Origin of the sequence: Liquorilactobacillus satsumensis, assembly GCF_964065465.1 — a bacterium.
In the GTDB taxonomy this organism is placed as follows: Bacteria; Bacillota; Bacilli; order Lactobacillales; family Lactobacillaceae; genus Liquorilactobacillus; species Liquorilactobacillus satsumensis.
Genome location: NZ_OZ061606.1, coordinates 1,909,164 through 1,926,151, shown reverse-complemented (window position 1 = coordinate 1,926,151; position 16,988 = coordinate 1,909,164). Strand labels below are relative to the sequence as shown.

Annotated in this window: 17 protein-coding genes; 3 read left to right on the top strand and 14 right to left on the bottom strand. The window is 40.5% G+C overall.

Going from position 1 to position 16,988, the window contains the following annotated elements; translation table 11 throughout:
• Positions 1 to 195: 195 nt before the first annotated feature.
• The 4 genes from AB3Y88_RS08870 to AB3Y88_RS08855 all read right to left on the bottom strand — a co-directional run bounded on the left by AB3Y88_RS08870 (position 196) and on the right by AB3Y88_RS08855 (position 3,220).
• On the bottom strand, positions 196 to 1,026 hold the full coding sequence (locus tag AB3Y88_RS08870) for a DegV family protein (protein ID WP_054757007.1): 831 nt from the start codon (positions 1,024 to 1,026) through the stop codon (positions 196 to 198).
• Positions 1,027 to 1,129: 103 nt separating this feature from the next.
• The gene (locus AB3Y88_RS08865) at positions 1,130 to 1,633 is read right to left on the bottom strand and encodes a zeta toxin family protein (RefSeq protein ID WP_228888590.1); all 504 of its coding nucleotides are present in this window, start codon (positions 1,631 to 1,633) and stop codon (positions 1,130 to 1,132) included.
• Between the two features lie 91 nt (positions 1,634 to 1,724).
• Positions 1,725 to 2,123, bottom strand: coding sequence for a hypothetical protein (locus AB3Y88_RS08860; RefSeq protein ID WP_228888589.1), 399 nt, complete (start codon positions 2,121 to 2,123; stop codon positions 1,725 to 1,727).
• 680 nt (positions 2,124 to 2,803) lie between these two features.
• Positions 2,804 to 3,220, bottom strand: coding sequence for a MerR family transcriptional regulator (locus AB3Y88_RS08855; RefSeq protein ID WP_054757003.1), 417 nt, complete (start codon positions 3,218 to 3,220; stop codon positions 2,804 to 2,806).
• A gap of 76 nt (positions 3,221 to 3,296) precedes the next feature.
• Here AB3Y88_RS08855 and AB3Y88_RS08850 point away from each other — a divergent pair, with 76 nt between their 5' ends.
• Positions 3,297 to 4,136: an oxidoreductase gene (locus tag AB3Y88_RS08850; protein WP_056961434.1), complete on the top strand. Its 840-nt coding sequence runs from the start codon at positions 3,297 to 3,299 to the stop codon at positions 4,134 to 4,136.
• A 197-nt stretch (positions 4,137 to 4,333) separates the two neighbouring features.
• On the opposite strand, the gene AB3Y88_RS08845 is transcribed toward AB3Y88_RS08850, so the two are convergent.
• A complete protein-coding gene (locus AB3Y88_RS08845) occupies positions 4,334 to 5,200 on the bottom strand; it encodes a shikimate dehydrogenase (RefSeq protein WP_056961436.1) in 867 nt (288 codons plus the stop codon).
• Between the two features lie 149 nt (positions 5,201 to 5,349).
• Between AB3Y88_RS08845 and aroD the strand changes: the two genes are divergently transcribed.
• A complete protein-coding gene (gene aroD, locus AB3Y88_RS08840; protein ID WP_056961438.1) occupies positions 5,350 to 6,108 on the top strand; it encodes a type I 3-dehydroquinate dehydratase in 759 nt (252 codons plus the stop codon).
• 11 nt (positions 6,109 to 6,119) lie between these two features.
• Here aroD and AB3Y88_RS08835 read toward each other — a convergent pair whose 3' ends face one another.
• A complete protein-coding gene (locus AB3Y88_RS08835) occupies positions 6,120 to 7,352 on the bottom strand; it encodes an MFS transporter (protein ID WP_228888586.1) in 1,233 nt (410 codons plus the stop codon).
• 498 nt (positions 7,353 to 7,850) lie between these two features.
• Complete coding sequence (locus AB3Y88_RS08830; RefSeq protein ID WP_056961442.1) at positions 7,851 to 8,885, bottom strand: YeiH family protein; 1,035 nt, start codon at positions 8,883 to 8,885, stop codon at positions 7,851 to 7,853.
• A gap of 110 nt (positions 8,886 to 8,995) precedes the next feature.
• Between AB3Y88_RS08830 and AB3Y88_RS08825 the strand changes: the two genes are divergently transcribed.
• Positions 8,996 to 9,862: a LysR family transcriptional regulator gene (locus AB3Y88_RS08825; protein ID WP_054756995.1), complete on the top strand. Its 867-nt coding sequence runs from the start codon at positions 8,996 to 8,998 to the stop codon at positions 9,860 to 9,862.
• A gap of 364 nt (positions 9,863 to 10,226) precedes the next feature.
• Here AB3Y88_RS08825 and trpA read toward each other — a convergent pair whose 3' ends face one another.
• The 7 genes from trpA to AB3Y88_RS08790 all read right to left on the bottom strand — a co-directional run bounded on the left by trpA (position 10,227) and on the right by AB3Y88_RS08790 (position 16,977).
• Complete coding sequence (gene trpA / locus AB3Y88_RS08820) at positions 10,227 to 11,012, bottom strand: tryptophan synthase subunit alpha (RefSeq protein ID WP_228888574.1); 786 nt, start codon at positions 11,010 to 11,012, stop codon at positions 10,227 to 10,229.
• Positions 11,005 to 12,222, bottom strand: coding sequence for a tryptophan synthase subunit beta (gene trpB / locus AB3Y88_RS08815; protein ID WP_056961444.1), 1,218 nt, complete (start codon positions 12,220 to 12,222; stop codon positions 11,005 to 11,007). The genes trpA and trpB overlap by 8 nt, the downstream gene beginning before the upstream one ends.
• A complete protein-coding gene (locus tag AB3Y88_RS08810; RefSeq protein WP_228888571.1) occupies positions 12,219 to 12,806 on the bottom strand; it encodes a phosphoribosylanthranilate isomerase in 588 nt (195 codons plus the stop codon). The genes trpB and AB3Y88_RS08810 overlap by 4 nt, the downstream gene beginning before the upstream one ends.
• 1 nt (position 12,807) lies before the next feature.
• Positions 12,808 to 13,587 carry an indole-3-glycerol phosphate synthase TrpC gene (gene trpC, locus AB3Y88_RS08805; RefSeq protein ID WP_228888568.1) on the bottom strand — a complete coding sequence of 260 codons (780 nt, stop codon included), beginning with the start codon at positions 13,585 to 13,587 and terminating at the stop codon, positions 12,808 to 12,810.
• Positions 13,584 to 14,618 carry an anthranilate phosphoribosyltransferase gene (gene trpD, locus AB3Y88_RS08800; protein WP_056961447.1) on the bottom strand — a complete coding sequence of 345 codons (1,035 nt, stop codon included), beginning with the start codon at positions 14,616 to 14,618 and terminating at the stop codon, positions 13,584 to 13,586. The genes trpC and trpD overlap by 4 nt, the downstream gene beginning before the upstream one ends.
• 582 nt (positions 14,619 to 15,200) lie before the next feature.
• Entirely contained in the window at positions 15,201 to 15,776 is a 576-nt protein-coding gene (locus AB3Y88_RS08795; protein WP_228888567.1) for an NADPH-dependent FMN reductase, read from the bottom strand.
• Positions 15,766 to 16,977 carry an MFS transporter gene (locus AB3Y88_RS08790; protein WP_056961450.1) on the bottom strand — a complete coding sequence of 404 codons (1,212 nt, stop codon included), beginning with the start codon at positions 16,975 to 16,977 and terminating at the stop codon, positions 15,766 to 15,768. The genes AB3Y88_RS08795 and AB3Y88_RS08790 overlap by 11 nt, the downstream gene beginning before the upstream one ends.
• Between the last annotated feature and the right edge of the window lie 11 nt (positions 16,978 to 16,988).

The window sequence follows — 16,988 nt, the reverse complement described above, 5'->3', positions numbered from 1 at the left end:
TGAACTTGTTACCGGTGTGATCTATGCTAAACACAAAAGCCTGCCTTTAATAGAAGTGTCGACAACCAGCGCTTAGCCGCCGTAGACTAAGGCTTAAATTACAAATAAGAGGTGCTGTGACAAAAGTTAACTTTTGTCACAGCACCTCTTTTATTCCGGATAGACGTGTTCCATAAGTCAATCTTTCCCATTTAATCAAACAGTAATAATTGCAAAGCCCGCATGACCAACATGCGCCATGATCACCGGACTAGTTAGTGCACAAAAAATTTTAAGTTCAGGCCGCGCCTGTTCAAGTTGCCTTTTAATGTCAAGAACCGTTGTTTCTTCGTCAACGTACGAAAGACCCACTTGAGAAATACTGCGATCGGCAATAATCTGCTTAACAATCTCATTAATTTTCAAATTAAATCTCTTTTGTCCATGTGATTTTCCGATAACTTTAAACTTGCCTTCTTCCAAGGTCACCAAAAGCTTTAGCTTTATCGCAGATGCAATAAAACCGGTTGCCCGACTAGCACGTCCGTTCTTGACAAGATAATCAAGGTTGTTAATAAAACAGTCAAGTCTAATTTTCTTTGCATATTGATGAATTTCTTTAACAAGCAGATTCACATCAGTTGTCTTTCGTCCAAGTTCGGCTGCTTTAATGACAATCAGGCCTAACGCGCGGTCAGTGAAATTACTGTCCAGGACTGTCACTGCAGCCTTAGTTTGGGCAGCAGCAATTCGGGCCGTTTTCACCGTACCACTCAAAGTTTCAGTTAAATGAATGGATAAAAGCGGTGCTGCTTGTTGTCCCAAACTATCATAGACCTGTAAAAATTGTCCTAGTGCCGGTTGGCTAGTCTGAGGCACATCATCACTAACAGCTAGTGCTTTCGAAAAGGATTGCCGTGAAATGTCTTGACCATCTAACCCTGACTTTCCTGCAAGCGAAACTTGAAGTGGAATGACGGTTATTTGATACTTTTCAACTTCTTGTTCTGATAATTGGGCTGTTGAATCGGTGATAATATGTATCATTTCTATCTCCTCCATAAACAAACGTGACCGCACTTTACTAGTAAATATCATCTTAGCTAGTAATTAGAAATTACCCACCCTTCAGCAAAAACACTCCCGCACCCTAAAAGTCATCATGTGCTTGTACAATCTCACTAGTGATTGTTGCAAAAAAAGTATTGGTTCCGCCCTTAGATAACCTCCGCTCAGCGCTGTTTAAATAATCTTTTTCTCTCCACCAACTTTGCAAAAGCTCAGCTGTAAAAGGTTGCGGCTTTTCATTGTTATGCTGGAGTGTCACCTCAAAAGGAACATCAAGATAATACATACAAACATTCCCCGCAAAAATTCGGCAAACCCGCTGTAGCATCTTTCCATAAACGTCGCGCCGCAAAATCCCCTCTAAAATTGTAATCTGGTAGTGGGACTCGCCAAAATGTATTAGAGTTTCAAGCAGATCAACTGCAGGAGTCCCTAGATGATCATTGGTATGCAAGAAATCACGGCGTAAGACATCCTGTTGTAACAATAAACACTTTTGACTGCCAAAATATGTTTGTAGTTTTTGTGCTAGCGTGGTTTTACCGCTTCCTGAATTTCCACGAATTATAATCAAGTATTTATTCATTAAAACACCTCTATTTGATTTACAATTAAACACAATAAAACAGGATTCCAAACTAAAGATGCACCCGTTTGAAATCCTGCAGTTGATTTAGCTATTTCTTTTTAAGAGTAACTTTTAGAATAACACCGTCACTGCAAGGCTGCTCCCCGGCTTTATGTTGTTGTCCCGGTGCATTATGGAATGCCAAAGGAACTGGACGCGGGGCAGCTGTCTGAGCCGGCTTAGCAGCACTGCTGCTCGCACCAGCGCTAACTTTTTGAGCCTTTTTTGTAACTGTTTTAACAGTCTGAATATTTTTAAGCTGCGCTCCACTGTATTTTCGCGGTTGGCTGAAATTCGTAAAAAGGAGCGAACCTGAAAAAATTACGCACACAGCAACAACACACAAAACAAAAGGCTTCCAAGAAGTTTTGGTGGATAATGCTGTATAGAGAAATATGATTGCTGCCAAAAATACTACAACAGAAATTGAAGCAAATAAGAAAAGCATTTCTACCTCCTGATTTTATCGGTACATTTGTTTAACACTAAATTCAAAATAAATTCGAATTGTGGTGTTATCCTTATCTTGTTTAAAAGTACATATCGACTTTTAAACTATCCTATATTCCTGTGAGGGAGACTCTGTTGTAAAACAATTACAGCAGGGTCTCTTTATACAAAAAGAACTACAGGAATTAAAAAGTCCCCCGACTTTATAGTCACCCCGAATTACCTATCTTCACTTGATTAAGTTCTATCAGTTAATGTTATGCAGCTAAATACCAACTGCACCACACTTTTTCGAATTCAACTACTACGTTAAGTATAACATTATACAGCATACTACAAAATCTATTTCTGTTCACTGTTATTATACCCAAAAATCTTCTAAGATAAAACAAATTTTAATTTAAACTCCACTCAAAAAAACGTGTTATATATTAACCTTTTCACCATTTTTCAAAGCTGTCATACTCCAAAACAATCCGCCACATCCATAGCTCATATTAGCAAAATCATAGACTGTACTCTTGGCATGTAGCAATTTAATAACGTACGCCGGTGCTAAAACATTAAATAACAGTGTCTGTCGCAATTGATAAAATTGAAATCACACCTAACCTCAGCAACACTTTATGTTGCCAAAGATATTGAAAACCAGCCAGCTAAAAAGCAGCAAAATTAGTTTTAGTCTTCGTTAAACACGGTCCACCTATGCTGCGGTGCCCACATGATCTGTTTTTCTCCCTTGAGTCGTGCTTGTTGATAGTACTTTAATTTTTCCGCTAACAGCTCATGTTGTCTGTGACTTTCTGCGAGCTTCGCAGCTGATTTATCAACTTCCGCTTTCATAATCTGATAGCGTTGTTCAACTGTCGCTTCACCTTGTTCGCACAAATCAATATACTTTTTAATGTCTCTTAAGGACATGCCAGTCGTACGTAGCGCCTTGACAATTTCAACATATTCCAAATCTTTGTTTGAAAACAAACGTACATTGTGTTGGTCACGTGTAATTCTCGGAAAGAGTCCTTTTTTAGCGTAAAATCTGACTGTGTGAGGTGATAGCTGTACAATTTCTGCTACTTTTTGAATTGTATACATTGTGCTCCTCCTCTTGACTGAGAGTTACTCTCAGGATTTATAGTAACTATTATTCAATAAGAGGAGGAAATAAACAATGAAAAAGAAAGTATGGTTTGTGACTGGAACTTCAACCGGTCTTGGCAAAGAGCTTGTTAAATACCTTGTACAGCAAAAATGCAATGTCGTTGCGACTGCCAGAAATATTGCTACCATTAAAGAGTATTTGCCAAATTGGCAAGCGCTTGATAATCTGTTGCTACTAACATTGGACATCACAGATCCACATCAAATAAAAAATGCGGTTCAAAAGTCCCTTGAAAAATGGCACACAATTGACGTACTTGTAAACAATGCCGGTTATGCCTATTTCTCACCGGTGGAAGGAGCTGCTGAAAATGAAATTGCCGCAATGTTTAAAGTTAACTTGTGGGGTGTAAAAAAAATGCTGGATGCTATACTACCAATCATGCGCCAACATAAAAGCGGACATATCCTGAATGTTTCCTCACTCGGTGGATTACGAGCCTTTGCGGGTTTTGGCTACTATCATGCCTCTAAATTCGCACTCGAAGGTCTTTCTGAAAGTTTATCTCTAGAAGTTGCCCCTTTAGGAATTCAAGTGACCTTGGTGGAACCTGGCGATTTCAAAACTGATTTTGCAAGCCGTTCGGCAAAAGAAAATCCCAAACCACTTGCTGATTATGCCGCAACTGCTGGACAAAACATTGCAAATCTTAAAAAGTTGTCTGGTAATCAACCTGGAAATCCCGCAAAGGCAGCGAAAATCATTTATGCGTTGACTGAAGAATCCTCCAAAGCCCCTTTGCACTTATTATTAGGTCAAGACGCGTATATTCGTGCACTGGAGAAGCTTCAGGCTATGCAGGACTCTTTCAATGAGAATTATGCACTAACGATTCAAACGGATGATTAAGCAGCAAGTGCGACAACCACTGGGAGCCTTTGAGCACTAACAACAAATTACAAAATAGACGGGCTGTGTCTATGCGTAATTTGTTGTTAGGCGCAGAAGGCTGGTGATTGGAGCACGTTAATAGAAGTACCAATGCAACGCTTTCCTCGACAGCTATGGCGTGCAGTCTTTAAAAATTTAGAGTTCTTCACCTGAACTTAAAACAACAGTTTTCTAATATAATCTACTGGCATTTTTGCACCCGTCCATAAATTAAATGCTGCTGCCCCTTGTTCAAGCATCATCTCCAAGCCATTAAAAACATGCTTGACTCCCGCTGCGTGCGCGACAGTCATCAATTTTGTTACGCGCGGAGCATAGACAGTGTCGTAAACAATCATATCTTTGCGAAACCAAGCTGGATCACTAACTAATGTTTTATCTTCTAGTGGTTTCATCCCTACACCTGTAGCATCACAGTAGATCATTGAAGAAGCAATCTCTTGTTTAAAAGCATTCTGCTCAGTAATCTCAAATAAAACAGCATGACAGTCGGTTTTTTGATTGATAGTGGCAGTCATTCGTTGTGCATTCTTCCAAGTTTGATCATGACGATTGAAAATCGAAATTTCTTTTACACCATCTAAGGCAGCTTGAATTCCAATCGCCGTTCCCGCACCCCCGGCACCTGCCAACGTCATTTTTTCGCCACGAATATCTAGTCCTGCATTGGCCAAGGATTGCATAAAGCCAATTCCGTCCGTTGTATATCCGGTCAATACGCCATGATCATTCACAATTGTATTAACTGCACCGATTAATTCCGCTGCCGGATCTAATTTATCTAACAGCGGAAGCACCTTTTGCTTATTTGGCATCGATACATTTGAGCCGCGCATCTCAAGTGTCCGGATAGCGTCAACTGCGCCGGTAAGTTTTTCATTGTCAATTTCAAAAACTAAGTATGCATAGTTCAAACCTAGTTTTGCAAAGGCACTATTATGCATTGTTGGCGACAGCGAATGCCGAATTGGATCCGCCATTAAACCGATTAAAAGCGTATGTCCATCAAGTCGATCTTTCATTAAAAAAAACTCCTTTTGAATTTATAATTAATATTAAAACAAATATTTTAGTTTGATTTAAGCAATGGTGGACTAGCAAAACCCCATTGCTTTTTGCTTCAGCCTGTTGTTACACTAAATAAAATACAACAGAAAGAGGATGTCCTATAATGCTCAAAAAACTCCAAGTCAAACAAACACTTTTCAAATCCGGTGAAACCAAAATTGCCGTTCCTTTGACAGCACCAACCCCCAAAAAACTGCTTGAAGAAGCAAGGAAAGCTGTTGCTGCAAAGCCAGATGTAATCGAGTGGCGAATCGATTTTTATAAAAATGTATTGGATCAGCAAGAATACCGCAACACACAACAGCAGTTAATCCACATCTTAGGGAAAATCCCCTTGCTAACAACCTTCAGAACGCAACATGAAGGTGGAGTTGCACCGCTCAGCGATGAACAGTATTTTAAACTGATGCAATGGATCAGCTTAAATCAACTGACCGACCTCCTTGACCTAGAGCTTAACCGTGATGCATCACAAACCATTCCAATTATTTCTGCTGCCCATCGTGCCGGCTTGAAAATTATTATCAGCAACCATGAATTTCAGCAAACTCCGTCTGAAGAAGAAATTATCACACGTTTGCAGCAGATGGCCACAATGCATGCAGATATTGCTAAAATTGCGGTTATGCCCAAAAACGCAGCTGATGTACTAACATTGTTAAACGCCACCTATCACGCAGATCAGCAAATTAGTATTCCACTTATCACGATGGCAATGGGGCAATTAGGTAAACTTTCCCGCATTTCGGGTTCACTCTTTGGTTCTGTTCTTTCATTTGCCAGTGTTGGAGAAGCTTCTGCCCCCGGGCAACTAACTGCTGCTACGTTACGCAAAGCACTAGAAATGCTTTCGGCTAAATAGAAGTGCGATCTTTATTTAATATTTGTAGGCAAGCGCCTATTGACTGTCTGACGTAAGAAGCTGGCAACCTTTGAAGTCTCCAGTAAAAGTGCAGTCACAATCACCAAGACCGCCCCAAGCGCACCTACCAAGACATCAAAGTTCATTACTGCATATAAATTAATCTTAGACAACATCCCTGTTACTAGTGGAATTGTAAATGCCGCAACACTGCCAAACATAAAATATAACCCTGTGATAACGCCCTTATGTTTTGGAAACATCTGCAACAACAAGTTCAATGCAACTTGGAGTACTCCACCTGCAGCCGAAAAGCCAAAAATAAACGCCGCAAGCGATGTGACCCACACAACAGATGCATGGATAACTACTAACAATGCCAGTAAAGAAAGCACATTCATTGCAACCAGAATCTTGTTTTTGGAAACGTTGAATTTTAATAACGTGAAGATTACCAAGACCCCAGTAATTGAACCTGTACTGTAAAGCGACAGCAATGCATGTGCAGCTAGACCTGAATAGCCCAGCTCTTTTGTAGCAAAAAGACTGATCCATTGAGTGAACAGAATCATCAATGCCATCGTAGTATAACCATAAATCGACAATGCAATTGTAGCCGCAATACGCCGTGCTTTTGAAACTGGCTGCTGCTCTTCAAGTTCTGCAGGCTGTTCACTATTTTGGGCTGGAAATTTGGTCCCAGCTAATAAAAAGAAATTGAACAACAGTATCACCGCAACAATCATAAATGACCAACCGTACCATAATGCGTGTATATCTAGGAAAACAATGAACAACGGTAGAATAAACTCACCAACGGCAACGAAAGCTTTAATAAAGACACTTGAAGCATCTGAATTACCGCCCATCTCCACAAATGTCGGATAAGTTCCCGAATCTAATGCTGAATTCGCGACCCCTGCCAAAATTGTCAACAAGTATGCAACTTGAATACTATGTGTAAACGGAATTCCAATAAAGAAAATCATGTAGCTTAAAATTCCCAAGGAAATTAATTGTTTACGTCCAAAGCGATCTGAAAGGTAGCCAAACAAAAAATATGAAAGCAAGCGCCCAATGCCAATTCCAGAAACTACATATGAAACGGTCGCAAGTGGTACATTCCAAAATTTTTCTAAAGACTGCATGTTTTGTGTTAAAATAATTAACCCAATTCCGTGAACTAAGTAATTCAAGTATAAGCTTAAAGCTAATCTGCGCTGATTGCTGCGTGTCGTTGCCATCAAATAAATTCCTCCTAAATGTAAAGTACAAAAAAAGCCAACTGGACTAAGAATCCAGTTGGCAATTCTTTACTACATACGTAAAAGAATTAACTTATCCAACTAGACTCAGACGTCTAGCTGGCAACAACCAAAGGTAACGGTTAGCTCCTGTTAGACGCGAACGCGTGGGCGCCCGCATCTCAGCAGGCGCTACCTAAACCAGGCATAACCGTAATAATACGCATTAAGTTGTTGGACAAATTTTGTCATAATTAAATTCCTTTCATTTACTCAATGGCTAAATTAAAACATAATAATAAATGTTCGTCAACCATAATTTTATTTTTTTAAGCTGCAAGCAATTTCCCCAGTTGTTCTAAAGTATAATTCCTGCTAAACCATGACTTGTCACTTTTCTTTTACCTAATTAGTCATACAGTTTGATCGGGTAGCTAACAGTTGGCTTTCAATTTAAATTTTTATTAAATTAAATAGTTCTCATTTTAAAGCAAAAAGCTAGAACAAGAATTTGCTGGCAAGCACGACTGCGACCATCAGGACACAAGAAGATAGAAAAGCTGCTAAGAATGCTTTACCACCCCGCTGAACAATCACTTTAAAATTAACACTCATTCCTAAAGCAGCCATTGCCATTCCGAGTAAAATGTAGGCTAATTGAACTAATCCAGCCAGCATAGCTGCAGAAAACGGCAAAAAAGTGCCTAAGATACTTGTCAAGATAAAGCCTACCATAAACCAAGGAATTGGTAGTTTAGCCTTCTCACCAGTTTGTGCAGAAGTACCTTTAGTTGTTCTTTGATACCAAATACCAACTAAAAGTGCAACCGGAGCCAGCAAGAGAACACGTGAAAGTTTAGTAATAATTGCGGTATCCAAAGCAACTGGACCAGCTGCACTTCCAGCAGCAACTGCATGCGCTATCTCATGCAATGAACCCCCAGTTAACACTCCGAATTGTGTAGGTGTCATATGTATTAATGGTTTTAATCCAATTTCAATTAATGTAAAAACAGTTCCCAAAATACAAACGATTGCAACTGCTAAAACTTCATTTTCCGCTTGTCTTTCTCTTTTTTCTGCTGGCACTTTGATCTGTGGGGAAACACCCATAATTGCAGCAGCACCGCAAATACTTGAACCTGTCGCAGCAAGAATTGCAAGCTCTTTTTCTACCCCGAATTTGCGTGAAACCCAATAAGTCAAGGTAATCATTCCAGCAACAATACAGATAGCTAATAAAATTGACTTAACTCCTGCTTGAGCCAGTTGAATCAGATTTAACTTAAATCCCAACAGAATAATTCCAAGACGTAAAAATTTATTCGAGATAAATCCGGTCCCATCCTGCGCTCCACTCAATAAAACTGGACTAGTGTGCAGTAACATTCCTAACAGCAATGCAAGAACTAACGCACCTACTAGCGATAAATACGGTAGCTGAGCTAAAAAAGAACCAGCGAATGCACAGACGAGTGTCAACCCAAATGAAAGCCAAAACCCGCTTTTTTTAAAGATACTAATTATTGTCATGATACTTCCTCCCTTAAGCAATACTTAAAGTATACCCGCCATCTTGCATAACTTAAAATAATAGTTTATTATTGCATAATAATTTACACTTATATAAAGGAATTGATTAAATGCTTACTCAACCCTACATTACATTTTTATCACTGACACAAACTCTTTCATATACTCAAACGGCGCAACATTTATTCATCACTCAACCCGCAGTTTCTCAGCAAATTCAACGTTTAGAAAGCGAGTTGAAGCTAAAGTTAGTTGAGTATCATCGTCCGCATTTACTGATTACTCCTGCAGGGCTGCAACTGGCTGATTTTCTCCAAAGAACCAATGTTCAAGCTGAGCAACTCTTACAGCAGCTGCAAACACCTAAAAAAGCGCAAAAAATCACCTTTAGTGCCACACTTTCTTTAAGTGAATTCTTGGTTCCTGAAATCATCAAGAAAATGTCAGCACAAGGTGATTTTACCAAAATAAACTGTCGCGTCGGAAATACACAACAATCTCTGGCTGCAATTAAGAAAGGACAAAGTCAATTCGCCCTGATTGAAGGTAATTTTGACAAAAGCGAGTTTGACTACCAGGTTATTCGTTCAGAACCTTTCAGTGCAGTCGTGTCTAAACTCCATCCCTTAGCCAAAAGAAAGTCCTTGTCTTGGTCGGAGTTGCTGCATGTTCCGTTAATTGTCAGAGAAACGGGCTCCGGTTCTCGCGAGATTCTAGCCAGCTTAGCTTACGCAGAAAACATTAGTCTACATGATTTCACTCAAATTATCACGGTCTCTGAGCCTGTCTTGATTCGTCAATTACTGCTGCAAAATGTTGGCGTCAGTTTCTTGTATCATTCTCTAATTGGAAGGCAGCTTGCCCAAGGAGAACTCGTTGAATTACCGCTGGCAAATGGGCGCACGACGCATGATCTTTACTTAGTCTATCCTAAGGGAAGCTATTTTAAGCAAGATTATGAACGTTGGTTAAAATAAGAAGTGCGCAAAAAGTGAAGTGCCGACACTCAGCGTTCAACCGCCGTGGACTAAGCAATGAATTACAAAGTAACTCGGGTTTGGTTACGCGTAATTTAGGCTTAGGCATCGGGGGGTGCTGGGTGGAGCACGTTAAATAAGAAGTGCCGACAACCGCCGGGAGACTTTGAGCACTAACACCAAATTACAAAATAGACGGGCTGTGTCTATGCGTAATTTGAGGTTAGGCGCAAAAGGCTGGTGATTGGAGCACGTTAAATAGAAGTGCCGACAACCGCCGGGAGACTTTGAGCACTAACAACAAATTACAAAATAGACGGGCTGTGTCTATGCGTAATTTGGACTTAAACAGTTTTATGCCAATTTATTGCTCTACCTTTGTTCTGAGCGCCGTACAAATTTCCTGAGTGTACTTCTCAAGAGCCTGCGGAGCATTTGTTTTTTCCTTTGCCACAATATCTACAATTGCGCTCCCGATGATGACACCATCGGCAATCTTTGCCATTTCAGCCGCTTGTTGTGCCGTATGGATTCCAAAACCAATTGCTGTCGGTACATCTGTATATTCCTTAATTTCAGCAACTAAATTGCTTAAGCCGGCAAAGAAGCTGTCGCGTTCTCCTGTGATTCCTACTGAAGAAACTACATAGATAAAACCTGAAGCTGCTTTTGCTATTCTTTGAATTCTTTGTCCAGAAGTCGGCGTTATGAGAGGAATAATGTCCACATCATATTTAGCTGCTAGCGGAACAATTTCATCTCGATTCTCATACGGTAGATCAGGAATCACCAGTCCGGAAACTCCTAATTGCTGACATTTTTTCAAAAAACGTGCATAACCGTACTTAAACACAATATTCAAATAAGTCAAAAAGACAAGCGGTACATCTGTTTCCTTGCGTGCAGCCGCAACAATCTCAAAAACAGTTTGGGTAGTAACTCCAGCTTCAAAGGCCCGCAAATCAGCTTGTTGAATGACAGCCCCATCTGCAACTGGATCCGAAAATGGAATTCCTAATTCAACAATATCTGCCCCGCCTTTAGCTAAAGCTGTGATATTTTTAACTGTCGTCTCAAAATCTGGATCGTCTGCAACAATAAAAGGGATAAATACTTTTTGGTTTTTAAAAATTTGGGCTAAATTACTCATCAATCTGCACTCCTTTATATTTGGCAATACTGGCAACATCTTTATCTCCACGCCCTGAAAGTGTACAAATAATGATTTGGTCCTTTGCCATTGTCGGTGCAATCTTTTGCACGTAGGCCACTGCATGACAGCTTTCAATCGCAGCAACGATGCCTTCTTCTTTTGCAATATAATCAAAAGCAGCAACTGCCTCATCATCTGTAATCCCGACATATTGTGCGCGATTGCATTCTGCCAGCGCCGCATGCTCCGGTCCAACACCTGGATAGTCAAGCCCCGCCGAAATCGAATAGACTGGATTAATTTGTCCATCTTCATTTTGCATAAACATGGATTTCATTCCATGAAAAATCCCAACGGTTCCACGCTCGATGGTTGCAGCCGTCTTGTCAGTCTGAACTCCTTTACCTGCAGCTTCGACTCCAACCAGCTTGACAGTTGGATCCTGAATGTAAGCTGCAAAGCTGCCAATCGCGTTGCTCCCACCGCCAACACATGCCACAACCATGTCAGGTAAACGACCTGCTTGTTCTTGGAGTTGCTTTTTTGATTCTTTTGAGATCACACTTTGAAAATGTTTAACCATTTCTGGGAACGGAGCTGGTCCCACCGCCGAGCCCATTACATAAAAGGTATCTTCACTGCGGCTGGCCCAATCCTGCAAAGCTGCGTTAACCGCATCTTTTAAGACACGCGAACCTGTCGTAACAGCCTTCACTTTGGCTCCCAATAAATTCATCCGGTAGACATTCAGCCGCTGACGTTTTGTATCTTCTTCACCCATGAAGACTTCACATTCCATCCCCATCAGCGTCGCAATTGTTGCAGTGGCAACTCCATGCTGACCCGCACCCGTCTCACAAATCAATCTTTTTTTCCCAAGATGCTTAGCTAGTAATACTTGTCCAATAACATTGTTAATTTTATGCGCACCAGTATGATTTAAATCTTCACGTTTCAGATAGATTTTTGCGCCACCAAGATCTTCTGTCATATTTTTAGCATAATACAGCAATGAGGGTCTATTCGCATAGTTATTCAATAATTCATGCAATTCAGCTTTAAAAGCAGCATCATCTTTGAGTTCATTGAATACCTTGTTAACTTTTTCAAGCTCAGTCATCAATGTTTCAGGTACATATTGTCCACCAAAATTTTTCCCATAACGTCCAGCTTTTACTTTTTGTTCCTGCTCGTTCTTTAATTTCATAATTTTTGCACTTCCCTTACATTTTTTACAAACTGTTGAATCTTTTCAGCATCTTTTTGTCCATGAATTTCAACACCACTTGAAACATCCACTACTGCCGGTTGAACCTGATCGATCGCAACCCGTACGTTCTGTGGTGTTAGGCCTCCCGCCAAGACTAAGGGACGCTCAGTCTGGGGAATCTTCCGCAAGTCCACTAACTTTCCTTTACCGTGACTTGCATCAAGCATCAAATAATCTGCAGTAAAATATGGGTCAAAATGCTGATAATCAAAAACTCTGATTGTTTCAAGTCCTGCACTTGCTAAAATTGCACTTGCGGTCTCAGAATAAGTGCCATGCAATTGTGCCACTGTAATTGCACCTGCATGATAGATTTGTAAAATGTTTGCTACCGGTTCATTCACAAAAACACCAACTCTTTTGATATGCCTGTCGAGCCGTTTGCCCAACGCAAGGGCCTGTACCAGTTTTATTTGATGTCTGCCACTAGCAAACACAAAGCCTGCAAAATCAGGCTGCGCATCGTTGACTGCCTGAATGTCAGCCATATTCATTAATCCGCAGATCTTTACTTTTACCATTTTAAAACTCCTTAAATGCCCGAATCATTTCCCGCTTATTGGTGGCTTTCATCAAGGCTTCACCTACTAGGACACCTTTGAAATCCGCTTGTGCAAGTCGCTTAACATCAGCTGGACCACTGATTCCACTTTCGGCTATTACTGGAATTTTCGCTGGAACCAGTGACCGCATTTTAAAGCTATGTCCAAAATCAACTGCAAAATTCTTTAAGTTTCGGTTATTAATGCCGATGATTTTCGCGCCAGAACGAACCGCTCTGGTAACTTCAGTCTCAGTATAAGCTTCAACAATTGCTTGCATGCCAAGACTTTCAGCTAATTTTCGCAGATTACACAGCTGTTCATCAGTCAAAATTGCAACAATCAGCAAAATGATTGCTGCTCCATTCAATTTAGCCTCGTAAACCATGTATGGATCAATTGTAAAATCTTTGCGCAAGGTCGGAATTGAAGTTGCTGCACTAATTTCATTCAAATAGCGCAATTTTCCCTTAAAATAGTCGGGCTCAGTCAGCACTGAGATTGCGTCTGCCCCCGCTTGCTCGTATGTCCGCGCCACCTGCAGGTAAGGAAAATCGGTTACAATTGTCCCCTTGGAGGGCGAAGCTTTTTTAACCTCCGCAATCACATGGATTCCTGGCCGTTGTAACACCGCTAAAAAATCAGGTTTAGCAGTTGCATTCAATTTAGCAACCTCTTGCTTCAATTTAGGCAGCGAAACTTTTTCTCGCTGTCGTTCCAACCGATTATGCGTTGCCGTCACTAATTCATCGAGAATCATGCAATCACATCCTGTGAGCTTTGATTTTGCCGTGAAAACTCAATTAATTTATTTAATTCAGCTAAAGCTGCACCGCTATCAATTGTTTTAGCCGCAAGTTCAATGCCTGCTTGAATTGAAAGCGCTGGATGTGCTAAATGCAATGCTGCGCCAGTATTTAAAAGCACAACATCTCGTTTAGGTCCTTTTTGCCCCTGTAATACTGCACGGGTAATTTGAGCATTTTCGTTTGGATCGCCTCCCAGCAAATCAGCAGCGCTGCATTGCTTAAGTCCAAACTGCGCAGGGGTTATCGTATATTTCGTTAACTTGTGCTCCTTTAACTCAACTACTGCAGTTTCCGCGGCAGTTGTCAGCTCGTCTAAGCCGTCACGTCCATGAACTACCATAGCAGTCGCAACCCCCATTTTCTTCAATACATTAGCCAACGGTTCGAGCAATTGTTCATCATAGACCCCCAGTAATTGGTAAGCTGGTCGGGCTGGATTGACAAGCGGACCTAGAAGGTTAAATAACGTGCGAAATCCTAACTGCTTTCTTACCGGAGCCACATACTTCATTGACTTGTGGTATTCCTGAGCAAATAAAAATGCCAAGTTATTTGCCTGCAAACTCTGGTAACTCACTGCCGGTTGTTCTTGAATATCCAAGCCTAAAGCTTCAAGCACATCAGCTGCACCGCTTTTAGACGAAGCAGCCCGATTACCATGTTTAACTACTTTTGTTCCTGTCGCCGCAGCTACAAGCGCACTTGTCGTTGAAATATTGAAAGTCCCGGCTTTGTCGCCGCCAGTACCTACGATTTCAAGGACATTTTCTACTTTTGGAAATGCTAGTGCATGTTCGCGCATTGCAGTTGCAGCACCTGCAATCTCGTTAATCGTCGGTTCTTTAAATGCTAATGCAGTTAATAGGCTGGCTGTTTCCGCATCTGAGGTCTTGCCACTCATAATCTCATTTAGGATGCTTTTACTTTCTTCAAAGGTCAGGTCATGGTGGGCAACAATTTTATTAACAGCTTCTTTTATCATTTTGAATCCTCCATTTTTTACGTTAAACCAAAGTTACGCTCATTTAATCAAATCCCGAGCTGCCATCGCTTAACTCCCGTATAATGGATTTGAATACGTCTTTTTAATCTTAACCACAAACAATTTTGCTCCATTACACTTCTTCCCTTCCGCTGCAAATAATTTTACGACAAAAAATCCGCCCTCAACTAGTAACTAGTTAAGGACGGACTGCTCCGTGGTGCCACCTTAGTTCAATTAATTAGACTACTCCAAAAAAAGACTTCTTTTTTACATCTTTTTTGCTAATCAATCACTCTCTATAGAAGACCAACATCTTCCTGACAACTGACGTATGTCTTGACGTTTCCCCATACTATAATTCAGGGGAACCCTCAGTGGTCCATTTAATCATCTGCGTCCGATTGCACTCACAGCAGCGGCAACTCTCTTGGCGTGCACGATGATTTTGATCTCCACTTCAACGGTTTCATGAATGAGTATTAAATTAACAATAGATTAAACCCTACTTTCAAAATTGTCAACTAATTTTTAAATTAAGCCACACAACTTTTTACAAAGAATGGCAGCACAATTGCATCCTTATTCGCGAACTGCAATCAAATTTCTTTGATTGTCCAATACAAATTGTTGAAAATGCTTAAAACACTCGTCTAAAAAACTCAGTGTTGCTTGATCTGTCAATTGACCTTCACTATCGAATTTTTCTTTTGCAAGTCCAAGTAAAAACTCGTATCCAGGGAGTACAAATGCATTGATTCCTGGAGAATTAAGAATCTGTCGCAAATTATCTTGGGCTCTGGAAGTTCCCTGGACCCCAAGTGAAGTTCCCACAATCATAACCGGCTTAGTTGTGAGCGCATTTCCATAACAGGATAACCATTCTAACGTACTCTTGAGGCTGGCTGGAATGGCATGATCATATTCGGGAGTTGCAATAATAAGTCCATCTGCCTGCTTAATATCTGCAGCTAATTGTTTTACAACTTCTGGGACCGTTTCTAAAAGTTGTTCACTAAACAATGGAATTTCTGTGATCTCTTGGACTGTCAGTCGGACATTAATATTTTGATAACGTTCTTTCATGTAGCGCAGCAATAAGCGATTGTAAGAAAAAGGTGCATTATTACCAACTAGGCCAATCAGTTTAATTGTCATGCTTCACAACTCCTTTAGTTAAATTATGTGGATGATTTTTGGTGTCGATTAGCGTATAGACTGCATCGACAAAAGTCAAGACTACAAACCCAATGCCGCACATTATCAAAACGGCCTGCGGACGATCATTACCCAACATTTTGGCAATTGCATTAACAATTGTGGGCGATAAAAATGCACCCAGGTTAATTCCCATCAAAATAACAGATGTTGATAAATTTTCAGAATTCGCAGGCGCAATTTGTGCCATTCGGAAAAAAGCCTGCGGAAAGACCCAACCAAAGAAAAGACCTGCAATGACTACTCCCATCGTTACCGAAACAACTGACGTGGAGTACGCAATAATGAAAAAACCGACAGCGATTCCAATAAACGCTAAGGGCATGACATAATTCCCGATTGCACGACTAAGTCTGCCAAACACGATACTGGAAAACATTGAAGTGGCTCCCATAACTGCCAAAATAACCGAGGCTACTGCCGGTGTTGTAATATTTTGAATAGTTACAAAGCTTGCCAACTTGATTGTAATCATCATAAACATGCCAAACACTAACAATAACAGCAAAGCCAGCAGAAATACTTGCCCATTTACATGTTGCTTTACTGTTTTTTCTCCTGTTCGTTGTGCGTGTTCTTTTGGTATTTTAACAAACATGCCAAACAAAATAAGCGGAATCAAGGCTATTAAGTATCCACTAAAGGCTGCTTTCCAACCAAACAACACTAAAATCCCAAGTAAAAGTCCAAAACCGGCGTTGCCTAAGTTCTGCGCGGTATTTTGATATCCAAGCATATCCGCCAATTCTTGTTTTTGATAAAACAGATACATTAAACTCACCGAAAAAGGATTGAATAACCCAATTCCGCATCCCATTAAGAAGCGAAAAACGACAATTGCTACATAATTCGGAATAAGGATAGGCACTAATCCGCCCACTAAATAAAGGCTTAATCCTAACATAATAGTCCTTTTAACTCCCAATTTTTTAGCAATCACCGTTGAAAACATAATCATCAAGAGCACACCTAAATTGGGTAGAGTTGCTATCATCTCAATTTTTGCAGTAGATTCTTGCGCAAATGTTTTTTCTAATAATGGATTAGCTACCGCAATTGAGGGAGCTGTCATTGCTAATATTGAGATTGAAAGCAGTGACAACTTAAAAAGCCAACTATGTGTTTTCGTTAAAGTTTTCATAAACTGTCCCC

Coding starts and splice junctions, on each gene's coding strand:
- AB3Y88_RS08870 (WP_054757007.1), bottom strand. CDS start 1,026: ATGATACATATTATCACCGATTCAACAGCCCAATTATCAGAACAAGAA.
- AB3Y88_RS08865 (WP_228888590.1), bottom strand. CDS start 1,633: ATGAATAAATACTTGATTATAATTCGTGGAAATTCAGGAAGCGGTAAA.
- AB3Y88_RS08860 (WP_228888589.1), bottom strand. CDS start 2,123: ATGCTTTTCTTATTTGCTTCAATTTCTGTTGTAGTATTTTTGGCAGCA.
- AB3Y88_RS08855 (WP_054757003.1), bottom strand. CDS start 3,220: ATGTATACAATTCAAAAAGTAGCAGAAATTGTACAGCTATCACCTCAC.
- AB3Y88_RS08850 (WP_056961434.1), top strand. CDS start 3,297: ATGAAAAAGAAAGTATGGTTTGTGACTGGAACTTCAACCGGTCTTGGC.
- AB3Y88_RS08845 (WP_056961436.1), bottom strand. CDS start 5,200: ATGAAAGATCGACTTGATGGACATACGCTTTTAATCGGTTTAATGGCG.
- aroD (WP_056961438.1), top strand. CDS start 5,350: ATGCTCAAAAAACTCCAAGTCAAACAAACACTTTTCAAATCCGGTGAA.
- AB3Y88_RS08835 (WP_228888586.1), bottom strand. CDS start 7,352: ATGGCAACGACACGCAGCAATCAGCGCAGATTAGCTTTAAGCTTATAC.
- AB3Y88_RS08830 (WP_056961442.1), bottom strand. CDS start 8,885: ATGACAATAATTAGTATCTTTAAAAAAAGCGGGTTTTGGCTTTCATTT.
- AB3Y88_RS08825 (WP_054756995.1), top strand. CDS start 8,996: ATGCTTACTCAACCCTACATTACATTTTTATCACTGACACAAACTCTT.
- trpA (WP_228888574.1), bottom strand. CDS start 11,012: ATGAGTAATTTAGCCCAAATTTTTAAAAACCAAAAAGTATTTATCCCT.
- trpB (WP_056961444.1), bottom strand. CDS start 12,222: ATGAAATTAAAGAACGAGCAGGAACAAAAAGTAAAAGCTGGACGTTAT.
- AB3Y88_RS08810 (WP_228888571.1), bottom strand. CDS start 12,806: ATGGTAAAAGTAAAGATCTGCGGATTAATGAATATGGCTGACATTCAG.
- trpC (WP_228888568.1), bottom strand. CDS start 13,587: ATGATTCTCGATGAATTAGTGACGGCAACGCATAATCGGTTGGAACGA.
- trpD (WP_056961447.1), bottom strand. CDS start 14,618: ATGATAAAAGAAGCTGTTAATAAAATTGTTGCCCACCATGACCTGACC.
- AB3Y88_RS08795 (WP_228888567.1), bottom strand. CDS start 15,776: ATGACAATTAAACTGATTGGCCTAGTTGGTAATAATGCACCTTTTTCT.
- AB3Y88_RS08790 (WP_056961450.1), bottom strand. CDS start 16,977: ATGAAAACTTTAACGAAAACACATAGTTGGCTTTTTAAGTTGTCACTG.